Genomic DNA, 17,692 nt, shown 5'->3' on the forward strand with positions numbered 1-17,692 from the left:
CAACAGTTAGCTAGGATTTATGCAACCTTTAATCGACGAGCCGAAGTCTCGCTACCTATTGATGGTAGAAGATACTGCCTCCGTTGCTGCGTTGTATCGCTCGTACCTTTCTCCTTTGGGGATCGATATCAATATCGTTGGCAATGGCCGCGACGCGATTCAAAGCTTAGAGCATCGGACGCCTGATCTAATACTTCTCGACCTGCGTCTTCCCGACATGACAGGTATGGATGTGTTGGACGCAGTAAAAAAATTCAATCCCGATGTGCCGATCATCTTTATGACGGCGCACGGTTCTATCGACATTGCGGTAGACGCGATGCAACACGGGGCGCAAGACTTCTTGATCAAACCCTGTGAGGCAGACCGTCTGCGCGTCACGGTCACCAACGCCATCCGCAAAGCCTCTAAGCTGCGTGATGAGATCAATGATACCGGCAGCCCGAGTTATCAAGGTTTCATCGGCAGTAGTCAGCCAATGCAAGCCGTATACCGTACCATCGACTCTGCCGCATCCAGTAAAGCCAGTATTTTTATCACAGGCGAAAGTGGTACCGGTAAAGAGGTATGCGCAGAAGCCATTCACGCAGCGAGTAAGCGTGGTGATAAGCCGTTCATCGCCATTAACTGTGCTGCAATTCCTAAAGATTTGATTGAGAGTGAACTGTTTGGTCACGTGAAAGGCGCTTTTACCGGCGCGGCGGTAGACAGACAAGGTGCGGCAGAGCTCGCCGATGGAGGAACGTTATTCCTCGATGAGCTGTGTGAGATGGATCTTGACCTACAAACCAAGTTATTGCGATTTATCCAAACAGGTACATTCCAGAAGGTTGGTTCTTCTCGAATGAAGAAAGTGGATGTGCGCTTCGTGTGTGCAACCAACCGAGATCCCTGGAAAGAGGTACAAGAAGGGCGCTTTAGGGAAGATTTGTACTATCGCTTGTACGTTATCCCACTTCACTTGCCACCACTTCGAGACCGTGAAGAGGACGTAATTGAGATTGCCTATTCGCTGTTGGGTTTTATGTCCCATGAAGAAGGCAAAAGTTTCGTACGTTTTTCGCAGGATGTGATAGAGCGATTTATTCAATATGAATGGCCGGGTAACGTACGTCAGTTGCAGAATGTGCTTCGAAATGTGGTCGTGCTGAACCATGGCAAGGAAATTACCTTGGACATGTTACCTCCACCATTGAATATACCTGTCGTCGTAAGTAAGCCCGCAGCTACTATTACGTCGTCGTTTGGTCCTCAGGATATACAGCCGTTGTGGCAAACTGAGCGCCGTACCATCGAGCAGGCGATTGAAGCGTGTGATGGGAATATTCCTCAAGCTGCTAAGTACTTAGATGTTAGTCCATCGACTATCTATAGAAAAATCCAAGCATGGAATGCGAGTGAGAATAAAGTATGACACTTATGAATCGAGAGCGAGTCGATCAGCTTACTAAGGAAATTGGACCTGACAATATTCCAATTCTATTGGGCATTTTTACCGGCGAATTAGTGACATATCAAGAGCAGCTTTCTTCAGGTTCGCTTGAAGACAAGCTAACCCAGTTGGCGGAAATTTGTCATGCGCTTAAAAGCAGCGCGGCAAGTTTTGGAGCGGAGCCGCTATGTCAGTTAGCTATCGAGGTCGACACCTTATCCAAGCAGAATACTCTGCCTCATGACCAAGCATTAATCGACAAAGTACTGGTGTTACTCGACAGAACGCACTCTACTTACGTATCGTTTTTAGCTGAGCTGGAATCATAACAAAGGGCTGTGTTTACACAGCCCTTTTTTAGTGCTCATTTCGATCATTGCAACAGTGATTCTATCGCGGCTTTGAGTTTTGAACGGTCGTGACGCCAATCTCGGTTTGGTGATGCAAGCGGCAGGGTGACGCAATTCCATTCTGAACAAATGTCAGGATGCGCTTCTTCTCCCAAGATAACGTCGAGCTTTCTACCTTGTAATGCACGCTCACACCATTTCAGTTTTTGCTCTAGCGTCATGCGACCTGCCGGTCCATATTCAGGCGATAGGTTCTCCACAAATACCACCTTTGCGTTGGTGTTCTTAGCTATGGCTTGGCTTAAGTCCGCTAAAAGTAGTGGAGGCATGATGCTGGTCAGGAAGCTACCGGGGCCGAGAACAATGCAATCGGCCTGTGCAACTGCGTCTACCGCTTCCTTTGTCGCGGGAACAAAAGGTTCTAGATCAAGGCGCTGTAAGTCTTGTTCCATCTCATCAACTGACGTTTCGCCCGTCACCCACTTACCATCCACCGACAGTGCTTTTAAGTCTGAAGGATGCTCCGACATGGGGATAATATTGACGTCCACTTTCAAAAGGTCACGGATAAGCTCAATGGCTTCTAAAGGTCGAACGGATAAATTGTCGAGCGCGGTCAGCATAAGGTTACCAAGGTTGTGACCGTTTAGGTCTCCAGTCCCTTTAAAGCGATACTCAAACATCATTGAACCAATGGATGGGTCGGTAATGAGCTGGTTGATACAGTTACGCGTGTCTCCCCATGCAATGCCACCTTGGCACTCACGAATGCGACCAGTCGAACCACCATTATCTGTGGTGGCCACAATGCCGGTAGCATTGGAACCAAAATCTTTGAGTGCAGCCAACATTCTGCCAAGTCCGTGGCCCCCGCCAATCGCCACGACTTTTTTTGATGAATGTATGCTCATCTTATTCTTCTTTTATGTTATCGAGTTGTCGTAACATAGGGTAAATTGTTCATTTACGATACTCAACTATAATAAAAATGACGAATAAGTAAGGTTTTTTGATTAGAGAACTGGAAAACCCCGTCGTTATTAAGTATTTTAATCGCACGCTGTTAACGCTCCAAGAGTGTTAATTGCCATAACTCCGAGCTCACGACGCTAAGTCTTATGATGAAATCATTCAAGATAAGCGTGTTGAGCCAGTGACAGATTGGTCACAAGGGCTTGATTGGAAATGATCACGCCTCCCGTGTTTGGAAAGGTGTTCCGTGGCGCAACAATTCGAAGATAAATTCCATCGCAAGTTTTATTACTTGCGCTTGTCGGTTACAGATGTCTGTAATTTCCGATGTACATACTGCCTCCCTGATGGCTACAAACCACCCGGTCAAAAAAGACCGGCATTTTTGACGCTACCTGAAATCAAGCGTGTCGTAACTGCGTTTGCAGATTGTGGTACGTCGAAGGTGCGCATTACTGGTGGTGAGCCAAGTCTCAGGAAGGACTTTCCTCAGATCATTGAAACGGTCGCTAATACTCCGGGTATCACTAAAGTCGCGACGACGACAAATGGCTATCGCATGGCGAAGCAAGTGGATACTTGGCAGCAAGCGGGTTTGACACACATTAACGTCAGTGTCGACAGTTTAGATCCGCGCATGTTCCATCAGATCACTGGTGAAAATAAGTTTACCGAGGTGATGGCTGGTATCGACCGTGCGTTTGAAATTGGGTACGAGCAGGTCAAGGTTAACGTTGTATTGATGAAAGATCTCAATGCAAAAGAGCTGCCTTCGTTCCTCAACTGGATCAAAGACCGTCCTATTCAACTTCGGTTTATCGAACTCATGCAAACGGGTGAAATGGACGAACTGTTCCAGAACCACCACGTGTCAGGTGTCGATATCCGCAACCAACTTATCGCTAACGGCTGGATACTCAAGGCGCGTCAGAAAAACGACGGTCCTGCACAGGTATTTGTTCACGCCGATTACAAAGGCGAGATTGGGTTGATCATGCCGTATGAGAAGAACTTCTGTGAGAGTTGTAACCGCTTACGTGTTTCTGCTATGGGCAAGCTGCATCTCTGCTTGTTTGGCGAACATGGTGTTGAGCTGCGCGACTTACTACAAGAAGACACTCAAGAGCAAGCGCTGATCGAGCGCATCCAAGCACAATTACAGACCAAGTCGGTCAGTCACTTCCTACATGATGGTAATTCGGGAATGACGCCTCACTTGGCATCTATCGGCGGCTAATTCTAGCCGTTGACGTTACGTTTACAGTTTTTATAGGGTGAAAAATCATGGGTCACGCAGAGAGCAAATTTGTGCCTGCGAATATCGCAGTGCTAACCGTTTCAGACACACGTACTGAAGAGAACGATACGTCGGGTCGCTACCTCGTTGAGAATTTACAGGAAGCGGGCCACACGCTTGCGGATAAGAAAATCGTTATTGATGACATCTACCAAATTCGCGCTGTAGTCTCACAGTGGATTGCGGATGAAAGCGTTCAAGCGGTGATGATTACTGGCGGTACTGGCTTCACCTCTCGCGACAGCACGCCAGAAGCGCTGGTTCCTCTGTTCGATAAGCAAGTAGAAGGCTTTGGTGAGCTGTTCCGTGCGGTATCGTATGAAGAGATCGGCACCTCTACCATTCAATCGCGCGCAATTGCGGGTTTTGCGAACCACACTGTTATCTTTGCGATGCCAGGCTCTACCGGTGCGTGTCGTACTGGTTGGACGAAGATCATTAAGCAGCAGCTAGATGCGAGCCATCGTCCATGTAACTTTATGCCTCACCTAACTAAGTAATTGTTGAGGTAAACCATGTCGGAATTTACTCATATTAATGCATCGGGCGAGGCCAACATGGTCGACGTCTCGGCAAAAGCAGAGACGGTTCGAGAAGCACGAGCGGAAGCTTTCGTCCATATGGCGCCAGAAACGCTGAAAATGATTACCTCGGGCAACCATCACAAGGGTGATGTGTTCGCGACAGCGCGTATTGCTGGTATTCAAGCGGCAAAGAAAACTTGGGATTTGATCCCACTGTGTCACCCGTTGTTGCTGTCTAAAGTCGAAGTGCAACTTGAAGCGCTTGAAGATGAGAATAAAGTACGCATCGAGTCAGTCTGTAAACTAGCAGGTAAGACTGGTGTTGAGATGGAAGCACTAACCGCAGCATCTGTTGCCGCTTTGACGATTTACGACATGTGCAAGGCGGTACAAAAAGACATGGTCATCGACAGCGTTCGATTGTTGGAAAAAACTGGCGGTAAGTCAGGACACTTTAAGGTCGAATCATGATTAAAGTACTCTTTTTTGCACAAACTCGAGAACTGGTGGGCGTCGACAGTGTCGACCTAGACATGGATTTTGCTACAGTTGAAGACATTCGTGCTCACTTGGCGACACAAGAAGGCAAGTGGGATCTGGCTCTTGAGCCAGGCAAGCTGCTTGCTGCCGTCAACCAAGATATCATGCCTCTCGATTCTGCTGTGAAAGACGGCGATGAAGTCGCTTTCTTCCCTCCCGTCACTGGGGGTTAATATGACTATTCGAGTATCTGTTCAACGTGAAGATTTCTCTGTCGGTGACGAGTATGAAGCATTGGCGCAGGGTACGGCCTCAGGCGCTATTGTGACTTTCACAGGCAAGGTGCGCGACATGAACTTAGGCGATAACGTGGTCGGCATGACACTTGAACACTACCCAGGAATGACAGAGCGTTCTTTGGAAAAGATCTGTGATGAAGCGGAATCACGTTGGATGCTAAATGGAATTCGCGTTATCCACCGCGTTGGTGACCTTGATGCTGGCGACCAGATTGTATTTGTTGGTGTCTCCAGTGCCCACCGTGGCAGTGCTTTTGAGGCGTGTGAGTTCATTATGGACTATCTGAAAACCAAAGCACCATTCTGGAAAAAAGAGCGCACGACAGAGTCAACTCGCTGGGTGGAGTCTCGGGACTCTGATGCACAGGCTGCTGAGCGCTGGCAGAAGTAAATTTATGCACCGTTCAGGTGAGAAATTATAGGGATCAAGCGAAGGCTTGGTCCCTTTTTTTGTGATTATTTTTGAGCTGCGCATGAACAATTTGTTGGAGTGAGCTTGGGTTCAATGAACTATTTGGTGTAATAAAACAACAAATAACTTTGACTTTGGTCACATGCTGGCGCAAAATTGACCTTTAATCACGCCCTGATGAGATCAAAGTATGAATAGTACAGTAGTTAGCAACGAAGATAGCCAAGTATCAATGAAAACTTCTTTTTACAATGAAGTACTTTTTTTCGCTAAAGCTAGTGTGGTCATGACCGCAATTCTCCTACTCGTAGCATCAGCTTGGGTATAGCTATTCTGTATGGCTTCAGAGTTAACGCTTCATTTTCAAGCTAGACCAATACAAAACAGCCATGAGCAAATAAGTGCCAATTGGTGCAATATAGCTCATTCTTAATGAGTAGTCGTCGATCAAACTGGCCTGCACTAATGGCAATATCACCCCGCCAATTGAACACATAATCAGAATAGCGGCTCCTTGAGCGTTGTATTTGCCTGATGCTCGTAGTGCTTGCGCGTAAATGATAGGGTAGAGAGCGGCATTACATAACCCGACGAATAGTAATAAAAAACCCACCCAACTAGCTTTAACCAATAAAGCAATTGAACTAATCAGTGCCGCGATGAGGCATGCATACGTAAACAATATCTGACGATTCACTAAATGACCGAATTTAGCAAAAAGCAATCGTCCAAGGAACATAAAGACCCAGTAGGTTGCTATGAGTTGTGTTGCCTTAATGAGACCTAAATCTCCATAATGCTCTTCTGCTAAGTAGGTAATTGTAAAGGTGCCAAAACTAACTTCAGCACCGACATAGAGTAGTAGTACTGTCGCAAGCATTACAAACTCTCGGTTTATTGCTAGACGTATTAGTCCTTTCCAAAATCCCGATACTTGTTTTGGCTTGATATCAGGTAAGCTTATTTTGCTGAAAAAGATCAGTAAGAAAACAAAAAAGCTAGCAATCATCAAAAAAAGAATTGAGACATGGAGAGAGGTCCTCACCAATCCTAAAGTGCTAGCAGCCACAATCACTCCGGACAAAACCAAGGGGCCAAGTACGGTACCGATGGAGTTAGCAGCTGTTGCGATACTCTGTCTGACGACACTTTTATCCGGTGTAGATAAAAGTGAGACGTAAGGTGAGCTGACAACTTGAATTGCTGAAATCCCCGATGCCATCAAAAGTATGCCCAATAAGGTAGGATACAGCGATTCTGTCCGAACGAGATATGCCATAACCAAGCAACCCAACAGGCACCACCAAAGACAATACTTCATGGTGGTGCGATATCCGAGTTTTGCCATAATAAATGACGTAGGCAGCGAGACAGTCACCCTTGTAATGAAGAAGGCCATAGGAAAAAGCATGGCCATTTTGTAGTCTAGGGAAAAGGTATCTTTGTAGTAGGGAATAAGAGAATTACTTGAAACAGTAATCAAGCCCCAAATAAAAAAGATCAGTGATAATAAGACCAGCGGGGCATCTTTTAAATGGAATGCTCTCATTGCGCCTCCTCTACCTATAAAAAAAGCAGAAGTTTACCTTCTGCTTTTTGCCGGATTAAGAAAATCTAGTCACGCACAAAGTTGATGTGATGGACATGAATGTTGTATTTCTCAATGATGACTTTAGTAGCGAGCATACTCCTAACTCGCGCATCAGAATCCAAAGCTTTTAGCATCGTCGCTTCGTCTTCATAACTGTGTTGCATCATCAGCAACAAGTTCTTGTGGCTATCGGCTTCGATGGCTTCAGGTTTGTTGACAACGACACCAAGGTTATTTGGAAAGGTGCGAATAATAGGCACAACTTCATTATCCATATACTGATAGAAATCTTGTTTCTGTTCTTCGGTTAACTCGGCTTCAAAGAAAGCGGTGCGAATAATCGTCATAACGTTGTCCCCTTACAGCTCAAAACCAGATTGGTTAGCGATGGATTTGAGGGTCGCTTTGGCTTTAGTGATATCCTCGAACCAGTTGTCGTTTTGAGCCCACATCTCGATCACGAGAGGTCCTCGATAGTCTATATCAGCGAGCGTTTTAAAAATCGAAGCGAAGTCGACTTGACCTTCTCCGATGACCAAGTCACGGAACTGACCATCACAGCTTTCTGAGACGCGTAGTGTATCTTTCAAGTGGACCTGAACCAGATGATCGCGGCTTAACCTGAGTTCAGTGCACACATCGTGGTTCCAACCTGAAATATTGCCTACGTCGGGATAAGCCATAAAATAAGGGGACGGAATCTCACGTTTGAGCACTTCAAATTTGCTGAGCGAGTTTAGGTATGGCGTGTCCATAATCTCGACGCCTAGCATGATGCCCGCTCTTTCCGCTAGCTTGGTCGCTTGTTTCATGCCTTCAACAAAAAGGCGATGGGTTTCTGCTGATTGAGGTTCGTAGTACACGTCATAGCCGGCCATCTGGATACAGCGGATACCTAGTTTGTAGGCTAGAGCAATCGCTTTTTCCATGATGACATGGGATGCTGCGCGAGTGCTTTCGTCCATTGAACCGAATGGGAATTTGCGATGCGCACTTAAGCACATGGATTGCAAAGGCATTTCGTATTTTTCGCATAGGTGACGAAGTTTGTAAATTTCTTCATCAGACCAATCAAGACGAGCTCGACGTTCATCGGTTTCGTCTACAGAGATTTCGACAAAGTCGAATCCAGCGTCTTTGGCTTTTATCAAGCGCTCTTCCCAAGAGAGAGACGCTGGCATAGCTTTTTCGTAAATACCTAATCTGAATTTGTTTTGAGAGTTGAACATACTTTTTCCTTAAAAAAGTTGTTCCTCTATACGCGCGGTAATATCTTGAATTTTACTGGCAATTTCTTCATAACCTAGTGCTTTCATTTTTGGAGTTAGTGAAGAAACGCTGACTGCGTATACAGGGGTGTTGTTTTTGTCAAAAATAGGAACAGCCACACAAGAAATACCAGCTTCGTTTTCTTCATCATCCAAGGCGTAACCACGCGCTTTGATTTGATCAAGAACACTAAAGAACTGAGATTTATCTAAAATAGTATTCTCAGTTAACGGCTTCATTGTGCTGACATTACGTTGCCAATAAGTTTCTCGTACCGCATCGGAGCTAAATGCGAGGTAACACTTCCCAGCTGCGGAGCAGTACATAGGAGAATGTAAACCGACATAGGTGCGAGTTCGAAAGGCGGCGTTGACTGGCTCGAACTTGTCTTTGAAGATGATGTTGTCAGCATCAAACGACAGAAAATTCACGGTTTCATTAACGTCGTTAAGTAGCTCTGATAGGAAAGGTTTCACCGCTCCTGTTACGTCAGAGTTAATTGCGGCATGACCGAGCTGTACCAGCTTCATAGTAAGGCGATATTCTTTACCAGAACTCATTTGAGCAACGTATCCCGAGGCTTCAAATGTTGCCAAAATGCGGTGGACTGAAGACTTATTAAAGCCTGTGCCTTCAGACACTTTTTGTAGGGAAACTCCGTTTGGATAGTTCCCTAGAAACTCCAGTACACTTAACGCTTTAGACAACGATTTAATTTGCTCACTCATATACGTGCTACCAATGTTTTCCTATTTCAGTGTGAAAACTTTCTGCTACTTCACGACCATTGCTACCAGCTAACGCTCGACCAGCAATAAATGACTTAACAGTAAGATTCTTAAACAAATGCAGATCGTCTGGCACAATACCACCAGTGATAGAGAGTTCAATTCCTAAATTCGATAATTCCTGCATTTTATTTAAATCTTGTTGGGTCCAATTAACGCCAGCGAGTTCAGCATCACGTGACCGATGGTAAATAGCATGGGTAATTCCCATCTCGACCCAAGCTCTGGCGTCGTCCAGCGTCCAACGACCGTAGAGCTCGATCTGTACTTCGCCATCGAACTCATCGGTGACATTTTTGGCAGAACGTATGGTTTCGATATGAGCTGCAGCGCTTACGGTGACCCAGTTGGCACCTGCTTCCATGGCCAAGCGCGCTAAAATGGCACTGGCATCGGTTATTTTCATGTCGCAGACGACGGTATGATTGGGGTATTTTTCACGGAGGACTTTTACACTGTCCACACCATGAGCGAACGCCAAAATAGTACCGACCTCAATGACATCTAGTTTGTCCGCAACATGTTCTATCGACGCGAGAGCCACATCGAGGTCGGTTGCGTCAAGTGCCATTTGCAATAAAGGTTTAGGCATCGATTTCATCCTCAAATTGTTTGAATAACTGAACCAGTTTTTGGTAGTTGTGGTATTTCTTTTGGTAACGTGAATGGTTCTCTGGATTGGGCTCGATGCGAGACACCGAACTTGTAATGCTGTTAGTGCATTCCTGGAGAGAATCAAACTCCCCAGAGCCCACCATAGCCATCATTGCTGCCCCTAAAGAGCCAGTTTCATCAACTTCAGATATTTCTACTGTCATACCGGTAAGGTCGGCTAACATCTGCATCCAGACGGAACTCATGGCTGGCCCCCCAGTTACCTTTAGTACCTTTGCTTTTGGAAAACGCTGACGCATCCGTTCAAGGTGCAGATTGTGACAGAAAAGAATCCCTTCCCAGATCGCTTGAATTAAGTGGCCCTTGCTGTGGTGAGACTGAAGACCATAAAAGCCAGATTTCAAACCTAAGCCCTGATTGGAGCCGTAGAGGAAAGGCACGAAGTAGACTGAACTTGACGCTGGCGCTAATGCTGCCACTAATGCTTGGTTTTGTGTGTGGTCGAGCTCACCGCTCTCTCCAAGGTAATCGGCGAACCATTCGTAGTTACCAGCCGAGGTTGGGCTGGCCTCATGAATAATGTATTCATCGTCAATGGCATAGTGACCATAGACGAAGTTATGATGTGCTTTAGTGACCTGTTTTGAGATTCCCGAGGTGACTGCCCATGTACCCATCACATAGTTGAGCTTGTCTTCGGATGAGTTAATGCCAGAACAGATCGCGGTTGAGACGACGTCGAAAAGTCCACCGAACACAGGAGTGCCTTCTGCAAGGCCTGTCTCTTTAGCGATCGCAGCCGTAACTTTGCCGGCTTGTTGTTGCGGTTTTACAATTGGAGGTAGCGCATCCCAGAGCTCCTCTATACCGAATATGCTCAAAAGTGATTTATCGTACTCACCGGTGATGGAATTGAAGAGGTTACTCTCAGATATGTTGGTTAGCTCGGCGGCGACTTCGCCAGTTAAGCGATATCTCAAATAATCGTGGGACATGAGAATCGCACCAATATTGTTGTAACGCTCGATATCGTTCTCTTTGAGCCATCGAAGGATAGACACGGGGTGTCCTGTCCAAAGCGTTTGCAAGGTGGTTGGATAAATCGTCTCAGCAACGCCTTGATCTAACCAACTTTTGACGATGGGCAAAGAGCGCGAGTCGGAAGACATGATGCCGTATCCTAGGCTTTGCCCTTTCTTATCTAGCAGGTAAACCCCTTTACCTTGGGCGGAAATGCTCAGCCCTTTAATGTCGGTAGGGTCAACGTCAGTCTGCGCTAACAGCTGTCTAATCACATCAACCGCGTTTTGCCACAGCGCATCCAAATCACGCTCCACCCAACCTTGTTGATCGTTGATGACGCTTGCTGAAACGCGAGCGAGTCCGCATTGGGTGCCGTTAGCGTCAAATAACGCGGCTTTCATAAAGGTGCCGCCAGAATCAATACCGATGTAATAGTTCATTATTTCGCTTCCAGTAGATCGTTATGAATCTTCACCACAAGTTTCCTTACTGGCTGGTCATCATCATTTTTGATATTGGTAATGTGCACGATATTGGGTGTGAACAAGTAAAACTGTTTTGGCGTAGCGTGAATAAGGTTTAGATCAATACCGTCATGATTGTAGAATTGCAGATCTCTTTGTTCTAAATAAGGTTCGGCGTTTGTGTGCTTGCCCGTGTCGATAGACCACGCCATGGTCTCACTACCCTCTAGCACAATTTGCAAATCAGAGTGATATTTGTGAACTTCAGGCTTGAAGTTTTCCAGAGGTTCTTTGTTGTATTCCAGTACAACAAACCACGCCTTATTTGAATCAAACCCGGGTAATTCATGACGCCCCAAAGTGAGAGATGCATAATCAAGGCTATTTAAGTATTCCAAGACGTTTTGGATAACGATAGGGTACGACTTTGTTATTGAAGTAGGTTGAGTGCTTCCAACTAACATAGAGTTCTCGATTTCTATTAATGAGTATTGAGAAAGAGTTGTTTTAATAAAAGTGCCAGGCTGCGCTTATCATCATTGTTTTTTTCGGTGATAAGGTTGGCGGCGCTTTTTACGGTATCATCGGCGTTTTTCATCGCGATACCGATACCAGCGACTTTCAACATGGAAATATCGTTGTGGTTGTCACCAACGGCCACGCACTCATCAAGTTCGATGCCTAAGGGCAAAATATACTGACATATCGCATTACCTTTGCTGTTGCCTGTTGCTGCAAAATCGACTCGGTCAATCCAAGAACGTTCACCATTAAAGTGTTTTTTTATGAAAGGCAGTTTTGCAAAGCTGTCTACTTCACCCTCGACGACGAACTTCCAAACGTAGTCTGAGCGTTCTGCTTCAAGTTGGAAATCATCTACCTTTTGAATATTCGGGCGTTCGCTTTCTGGGAAGGTTTGTGACCAGGTAAGTAAAGCTTCCATATACTCAATAGGACGAGCTCGTGAGTAGAGCATGGCATCACGAACATACATCACCATTTTGAGGTCATGTGCTTGTGAGAGCGTGATGAACTGATTAGCTATGTTTTTGTCGATGGCATTTTCTTGAATCACAGAGTTGTTCTGGTAGTCAAAGATATAGGTACCGTTGCAACAAATGATTGGCGTCGAAAGACCGAGTTGGTCGTAATATGGCTTCGCGGCGACATGGTGGCGACCTGTTACAATCACCACATGTGTGTTCACCGCGATCTGTTGTATGGTTTCGATCAACTCTCCGCTGATAGTATGCGCTGAGTTAAGCAGTGTCCCATCGAGGTCTAACGCCAATAATTTGTACATAGGATTACCCTTACTTCTGCCCGTAGTATGAATTCTTGCCGTGCTTACGGTTGTAGTGTTTGTCGAGCAACTCGGGTTGAATGGCAACTTCTGGGCTGATAGCACGAGTTGCGGTTGCCATCGCCGCAATTTCCTCCATGACGACGGCATTGTGTACAGCATCAGACCCATCTTTACCCCAGGTAAACGGAGCGTGGCCAGCTATGATGGCGCCTGGCATAGCTTGAGGGTCTATATCTCTTTGGTTAAACTCTTCAATGATGACGAGTCCAGTGTTTTTTTCGTAATCAGTCTCTATCTCTTCCTTACTAAGTAAGCGTGTGCAAGGGACATCGCCATAAAAGTAGTCAGCATGAGTAGTGCCGAGTGCTGGGATATCTCGGCCTGCTTGTGCCCAAATTGTCGCATTGCGTGAATGGGTATGAACAATTCCACCGATGGTTGGGAAGGCTTTATAAAGTTCAATGTGAGTCGCAGTGTCGCTTGAAGGATTCAGATTGCCTTCGAGACGATTGCCTTCAAGATCGATAACGACAATATCGTCGACTGTCATCACATCGTATTCCACACCTGATGGCTTGATAGCAATTACGCCACGTTCGCGATCAATTTCGGATACGTTGCCCCAAGTGAAGGTAACAAGACCATATTTAGGTAGTTGTAAGTTTGCAGCGAGTACGCGTTGCTTTAATTCTTGGTACATAAGTAAACTGCCGTTGTTCGTGTTTTAGGAGGAGGTTAAAGAAGGGTTACTCAGATAAGCTCTAAGCAACCCTAGCGATGGTTACTTAGCCGCTACCTTGATCTTGTTGATCATGGTGTCGCCATTTTTCTCGATATATGCACTCCAAACTGGTTGGATAGCTTGTTGGAATGCAGCGCCGTCAACATCACGGTTCACTTGCATACCCTGTGCTTCAAGCTCTGCAATCATCTCGTCTTCTTTCTCAATGCTGAGCCTGCGTTGCATCGCTACCGCTTCTGCTGAAACCTCTTCGATGATCTTTTGCTCTTCTGGGCTTAGGCCGTTGAATTTACGTAGGTTCATAGTTAGAACCAATGGAGAATAAGCATGCTGAGTAAGGCTTAAGTATTTTTGTACTTCATTGAACTTGAACGAAAGCGTTACAGAAATTGGGTGGTCTTGAGAGTCGACAACGCCTGTTTCAAGTGCTGTGTAAAGCTCAGACACCGGAAGTTGTTGTGGGTTAGCACCAAGTTCGTTAAACATGTCGTTTAGTGCTTTAGAGCCATTAACTCGCATTTGCAGTCCTTTTACGTCTGCCGGTGTGCGAATAGGCTTATCATTATTGGTCATGTTGCGATAGCCGTTTTCCGGGAACCCAAGACCTTTAAGACCGAATTTCTCAAACTTAGCCAGAACTTCTTGACCTGGTTCACCATCAAGTACTTTGTATGCCGTCTCACGGTCTGGGAACATGAACGGCAGGGTAAAGGCTGCCGACTCAGGCATTAACCCGTTATAGTTGTTCAAACCGACCATTGCCAAATCTACAATCCCCGCGCGAGACCCGTCGATCATTTGCTTATCACTGCCTAGCTGACCTTGAGGATAGATGTTGACTTTGATGTCGCCGTTAGAGCGCGCTTCCACTTCTTGCTTGAAGAATAACGACAGGTTTTGTTGTAAATCAGACTCTGGTGCTGCGTGTGCTAATTTCAAAGTTGTTGCAGCAAGTACGTTTGAGCTCATTGCGATAGTTGAAGCAAGCAACGTGAGTTTTAGTAGGGTTTTCATTATGATTTTCTCCGTCGAGGGTTAACCAATGACAAATGACATTGGCACAGTGATAATGCTTGGAAATATGACAAACAATGCGAGTAGGGCCATGTATGCACCTATGAATGGCAATACACCTTTCACAGCAGTCGACATAGGCACTCTAGCTACACCACAAACTACGTTTAGTACGGTGCCTACAGGAGGCGTAATTAAGCCAATTGAACAGTTGATAACGAACAGAAGGCCAAAATAAGTTGGGTCAATGCCAGCCATCTTGATTACAGGCATTAACAGTGGAACGAGAATTAGAATGGTTGGGCTTAAATCCATCACCATGCCCACGCAAAGTACGAGTAACATAATGACCGCCATTAGCAGGCGAGGGCTATCCACGAGTGGACCTAATAGTTCCGCCAATTGTTGAGGAAGCTGAGCGACCGTAATCAGCCACGCTGCTACCATGGCACAGCCAACTAAGAACATGACCATTGCCGTTGACCGACCTGCGTTGATGACGATGTCGTAGAACTTCTTAAGCGTCAACTCTTTGTACACAAAGGTAGAGATGAAAATTGCGTATGCTGCTGCAACAACCGCTGCTTCCGTTGGAGTAAAGATACCGAAGCGAATGCCGACGATGATGATTACTGGTAGCAATAGTGCCCAGACACCATCTTTAAGCGCCGCTCGTTTCTCTGCTTTGGTGGCTTTTGCCGATGTTTCTAGATTCTCTTTGCGAACGGTCATTCGCCAAACGAACATCAATGTCAGGCCCATTAATAGCCCCGGGACGATGCCGCCAAGGAACAGGTTTTTGATGGAGATGCCGCCTGCAACACCTACTAAGATAAGAGGAATTGAAGGTGGAATAACCGGTGCGATGATGCCGCCTGAAGCCAGCAAACCCATTGAAGGAGCTTCAGGATATTTCGCCGCTTTCATCATGGGATACAAGATACTTACTAAGGCTGCTGCGTCCGCCACGGCTGAGCCTGATAGTCCAGCAAGTAGAACTGAGGTCATGATGGCTACGTAGCCTAAACCGCCCTGACGATGCCCGACATAAGTAGTGGCTAAGCGGACAATACGCTGCGACAAACCACCTGATGCCATAACTTCGCCTGCAATGAGGAAGAATGGAATCGCAAGTAGCGTAAAGCTGTCTACGCCATTAATTAAAGACTGCGCAAGAATGTCCGCACTGAAGAAGTCCATATGTAGCATCAGTGCTATTGAAGACAATAACAGGGCAAATGCCACTGGGAGACCAAGTAGGATCGAGACAATCAATACCGATAAGAAAATGGCTAGCGTCATTATTCTTTCTCCTCTTCTAAGCTATCTAACTGCCAGTCTGGCTTGAAGATTCGCACAAAAGCGATTACGCCCATAAGCCCTCCTGACACCACGCCAGCTAAGTAAAATAACGCTGAAGGTAGCCCTGTAAGTTGAGAAATATCAGACCAGTTGGACATCATTTGACGGTAAGAACCGATGAAGAGCATGCTTACTGATACAAGCACCACTATCCAACAAAGTCGTCTTAATACGGGTACTGCTTTTGGAAATAGTCGTTCTGAAAATTCCGAGACAGCAAGGTGCTCACCTCGGCGCAGCACAACGGCTGCACCGAGCATGACTACCCATACAAGACCAAGGCGAGATAGTTCTACAGAGGGACGAAGACCAGATGAAAAGCCGTAACGTAATACAACGTTGGTAAATACGAGGACAATCATGCAAGTCAGTATGACAGCCATGATGACGTCGATGCTTTTCCAAATACTCTTGAATACACTTTGCATAAAGCTTTCCCTACCTTAGGCAAATTACAGAGATGTAATTTGATCCCAAATGCCATCATTGATCTCGATGCCGCCAGCTGCTTCGTGTTTGTTGATGAAGTTTTGGATCTCAGAACCAGCAATCATCACTGAACCTGTTTCTGCTGGTTCAGAAGCAAGGACATAGTCGCGAATGCGCTTCATTTCTGCGCTATAACGGCTCTCGTCCATGGTCTTACTGAGGTCAATCGCGATCAGGAATTGAGATACACCAAATTCACCTCCCATATCTTCAGTCAAGGCAGGTACTGAGTTACCACCTGTGATCGCGGTCAACATCATGTCCAAGACAATGGCCATTGAAGAACCTTTCCAGAATCCCATTGGTAGGAGGCGTTTATTTTCCCAAAGAACATGTGGGTCTTTAGTTAGCTCACCGTTGTTATCGAAGCCGCCAACAACAGGTAGCTCTTTGTCTGCCAAAACGAAATTCTGTAATTGCCCGTAGGAAAATTGGGTCATTGAGCAATCAACTACTACTGGTGGGTCACCTGCAATAGCCATAATCAATGGGTTGGAGCCAACTCGATGGTCTTTACCTCCCCAAGCTGGCATAACTGCAATCGAGTTAGTAGAAGCGATACCAGCGAAACCCTGGCGCGCCATTTTTAGTACGTAGGCACCACCACGCATCCAATGGTTGGAATTGCGCATACCGACCATGCCAATGCCATAATCACGAGCCAATTCCATCGCTCGCTCTGCGCAAATTAACCCGTTGAGTACACCAGGACCAAAATTACAATCCCATTGTTCCAATGCGCCCATGCTGTTTACACATTCTGGTTCGGCGTTAAGTTTGATTTGTCCTTTGTCGACTTGGTCAATAAATACCGGGAATCGGTTAATACCGTGTGAATAAGTCCCTTCGTTGGCCATTTCAACAAAACCCGCGGCTAGCTTAGTTGCCATTTCAGGTTTCATGTCGCGAGCTAAAAGAATTCGTTCATATTCTTGTTGTAGTTTTTCCGTAGATACCAATGGCATTTGAGCTCTCCGCTAAGTTAAATTCCATAATACGGAATTAATTATGAATATAATTCCAAAATAAAACTGTGAGCCAAGTGGAGAAAATTTCGGCTATTAACTCTTTTGCCAATAACTGTTAGCTGGTTAAAAAAAGGAATAAAAAGATTCTATAATTCCGCATTGCGAGACAATTAGTGTGCTCTAGATCTACGTTATGTAGTTTATTCAATGAAAATACGGTTTCATTGAGAGATTTTGCGGGGGGGCATTCTATAAATGGTCGTTATTGATGGGTGGGTTTATTAATTTTCGTTAT

The 17,692-nt window shown here is 45.8% G+C and carries 21 protein-coding genes and 1 riboswitch; of the genes, 7 read left to right on the plus strand and 14 right to left on the minus strand.

The genetic code is table 11. From position 1 onward, the window contains the following. Window positions 1-19 precede the first annotated feature (19 nt). Both luxO and LY387_RS04685 read left to right on the plus strand, forming a co-directional pair. Window positions 20-1,414 (plus strand): quorum-sensing sigma-54 dependent transcriptional regulator LuxO, encoded by a 1,395-nt coding sequence (gene luxO, locus LY387_RS04680; RefSeq protein WP_234495474.1) that lies wholly within the window; start codon window positions 20-22, stop codon window positions 1,412-1,414. Then, window positions 1,411-1,761 carry an Hpt domain-containing protein gene (locus LY387_RS04685; RefSeq protein ID WP_234495475.1) on the plus strand — a complete coding sequence of 117 codons (351 nt, stop codon included), beginning with the start codon at window positions 1,411-1,413 and terminating at the stop codon, window positions 1,759-1,761. The genes luxO and LY387_RS04685 overlap by 4 nt, the downstream gene beginning before the upstream one ends. A gap of 44 nt (window positions 1,762-1,805) precedes the next feature. Here the strand turns inward: LY387_RS04685 and LY387_RS04690 are convergent, their stop codons facing one another. Then, window positions 1,806-2,693: a YvcK family protein gene (locus LY387_RS04690; RefSeq protein WP_234495476.1), complete on the minus strand. Its 888-nt coding sequence runs from the start codon at window positions 2,691-2,693 to the stop codon at window positions 1,806-1,808. Between the two features lie 170 nt (window positions 2,694-2,863). Then, a riboswitch (molybdenum cofactor riboswitch) is annotated at window positions 2,864-3,013 on the plus strand. On the opposite strand from LY387_RS04690, the gene moaA reads away from it, so the two are divergent. The 5 genes from moaA (at window position 3,002) to moaE (ending at window position 5,745) form a co-directional block, all read left to right on the plus strand. Next, on the plus strand, window positions 3,002-3,991 hold the full coding sequence (gene moaA, locus LY387_RS04695) for a GTP 3',8-cyclase MoaA (RefSeq protein WP_234495477.1): 990 nt from the start codon (window positions 3,002-3,004) through the stop codon (window positions 3,989-3,991). It overlaps the preceding riboswitch by 12 nt. A 47-nt stretch (window positions 3,992-4,038) precedes the next feature. Next, a complete protein-coding gene (moaB, locus tag LY387_RS04700; RefSeq protein WP_042476651.1) occupies window positions 4,039-4,551 on the plus strand; it encodes a molybdenum cofactor biosynthesis protein B in 513 nt (170 codons plus the stop codon). 15 nt (window positions 4,552-4,566) lie between these two features. Further along, window positions 4,567-5,046, plus strand: a complete 480-nt coding sequence (moaC, locus tag LY387_RS04705) for a cyclic pyranopterin monophosphate synthase MoaC (protein WP_128648620.1) — start codon at window positions 4,567-4,569, stop codon at window positions 5,044-5,046. Then, on the plus strand, window positions 5,043-5,288 hold the full coding sequence (gene moaD / locus LY387_RS04710; RefSeq protein WP_234495478.1) for a molybdopterin synthase sulfur carrier subunit: 246 nt from the start codon (window positions 5,043-5,045) through the stop codon (window positions 5,286-5,288). The genes moaC and moaD overlap by 4 nt, the downstream gene beginning before the upstream one ends. Before the next feature lies 1 nt (window position 5,289). Next, entirely contained in the window at window positions 5,290-5,745 is a 456-nt protein-coding gene (gene moaE, locus LY387_RS04715; protein WP_234495479.1) for a molybdopterin synthase catalytic subunit MoaE, read from the plus strand. A 370-nt stretch (window positions 5,746-6,115) separates the two neighbouring features. On the opposite strand, the gene LY387_RS04720 is transcribed toward moaE, so the two are convergent. The 13 genes from LY387_RS04720 to yiaK all read right to left on the minus strand — a co-directional run bounded on the left by LY387_RS04720 (window position 6,116) and on the right by yiaK (window position 17,394). Then, window positions 6,116-7,315 (minus strand): MFS transporter, encoded by a 1,200-nt coding sequence (locus tag LY387_RS04720; RefSeq protein WP_234495480.1) that lies wholly within the window; start codon window positions 7,313-7,315, stop codon window positions 6,116-6,118. Between the two features lie 65 nt (window positions 7,316-7,380). Continuing rightward, window positions 7,381-7,704: a hypothetical protein gene (locus LY387_RS04725; RefSeq protein WP_234495481.1), complete on the minus strand. Its 324-nt coding sequence runs from the start codon at window positions 7,702-7,704 to the stop codon at window positions 7,381-7,383. 12 nt (window positions 7,705-7,716) lie between these two features. Beyond that, window positions 7,717-8,586 (minus strand): L-ribulose-5-phosphate 3-epimerase, encoded by an 870-nt coding sequence (locus LY387_RS04730; protein WP_234495482.1) that lies wholly within the window; start codon window positions 8,584-8,586, stop codon window positions 7,717-7,719. Window positions 8,587-8,595: 9 nt separating this feature from the next. After that, on the minus strand, window positions 8,596-9,354 hold the full coding sequence (locus tag LY387_RS04735) for an IclR family transcriptional regulator (protein ID WP_234495483.1): 759 nt from the start codon (window positions 9,352-9,354) through the stop codon (window positions 8,596-8,598). A gap of 7 nt (window positions 9,355-9,361) precedes the next feature. Continuing rightward, window positions 9,362-10,006, minus strand: a complete 645-nt coding sequence (locus LY387_RS04740; protein ID WP_234495484.1) for a 3-keto-L-gulonate-6-phosphate decarboxylase UlaD — start codon at window positions 10,004-10,006, stop codon at window positions 9,362-9,364. Beyond that, window positions 9,999-11,492 (minus strand): FGGY-family carbohydrate kinase, encoded by a 1,494-nt coding sequence (locus LY387_RS04745; protein ID WP_234495485.1) that lies wholly within the window; start codon window positions 11,490-11,492, stop codon window positions 9,999-10,001. The genes LY387_RS04740 and LY387_RS04745 overlap by 8 nt, the downstream gene beginning before the upstream one ends. Next, window positions 11,492-11,980 carry a YhcH/YjgK/YiaL family protein gene (locus LY387_RS04750; protein ID WP_234495486.1) on the minus strand — a complete coding sequence of 163 codons (489 nt, stop codon included), beginning with the start codon at window positions 11,978-11,980 and terminating at the stop codon, window positions 11,492-11,494. The genes LY387_RS04745 and LY387_RS04750 overlap by 1 nt, the downstream gene beginning before the upstream one ends. Before the next feature lie 17 nt (window positions 11,981-11,997). Further along, window positions 11,998-12,819: a Cof-type HAD-IIB family hydrolase gene (locus LY387_RS04755; RefSeq protein WP_234495487.1), complete on the minus strand. Its 822-nt coding sequence runs from the start codon at window positions 12,817-12,819 to the stop codon at window positions 11,998-12,000. A gap of 10 nt (window positions 12,820-12,829) precedes the next feature. Continuing rightward, window positions 12,830-13,522: an L-ribulose-5-phosphate 4-epimerase gene (locus LY387_RS04760; RefSeq protein WP_234495488.1), complete on the minus strand. Its 693-nt coding sequence runs from the start codon at window positions 13,520-13,522 to the stop codon at window positions 12,830-12,832. A gap of 81 nt (window positions 13,523-13,603) precedes the next feature. Next, on the minus strand, window positions 13,604-14,578 hold the full coding sequence (locus LY387_RS04765; RefSeq protein ID WP_234495489.1) for a DctP family TRAP transporter solute-binding subunit: 975 nt from the start codon (window positions 14,576-14,578) through the stop codon (window positions 13,604-13,606). 21 nt (window positions 14,579-14,599) lie between these two features. Beyond that, window positions 14,600-15,880: a TRAP transporter large permease subunit gene (locus tag LY387_RS04770; RefSeq protein ID WP_063602942.1), complete on the minus strand. Its 1,281-nt coding sequence runs from the start codon at window positions 15,878-15,880 to the stop codon at window positions 14,600-14,602. Next, window positions 15,880-16,368 carry a TRAP transporter small permease gene (locus tag LY387_RS04775; protein WP_234495490.1) on the minus strand — a complete coding sequence of 163 codons (489 nt, stop codon included), beginning with the start codon at window positions 16,366-16,368 and terminating at the stop codon, window positions 15,880-15,882. The genes LY387_RS04770 and LY387_RS04775 overlap by 1 nt, the downstream gene beginning before the upstream one ends. A 24-nt stretch (window positions 16,369-16,392) precedes the next feature. Next, complete coding sequence (yiaK, locus tag LY387_RS04780) at window positions 16,393-17,394, minus strand: 3-dehydro-L-gulonate 2-dehydrogenase (RefSeq protein WP_234495491.1); 1,002 nt, start codon at window positions 17,392-17,394, stop codon at window positions 16,393-16,395. Between the last annotated feature and the right edge of the window lie 298 nt (window positions 17,395-17,692).

Source organism: Vibrio maritimus, assembly GCF_021441885.1.
GTDB lineage: Bacteria > Pseudomonadota > Gammaproteobacteria > Enterobacterales > Vibrionaceae > Vibrio > Vibrio maritimus_B.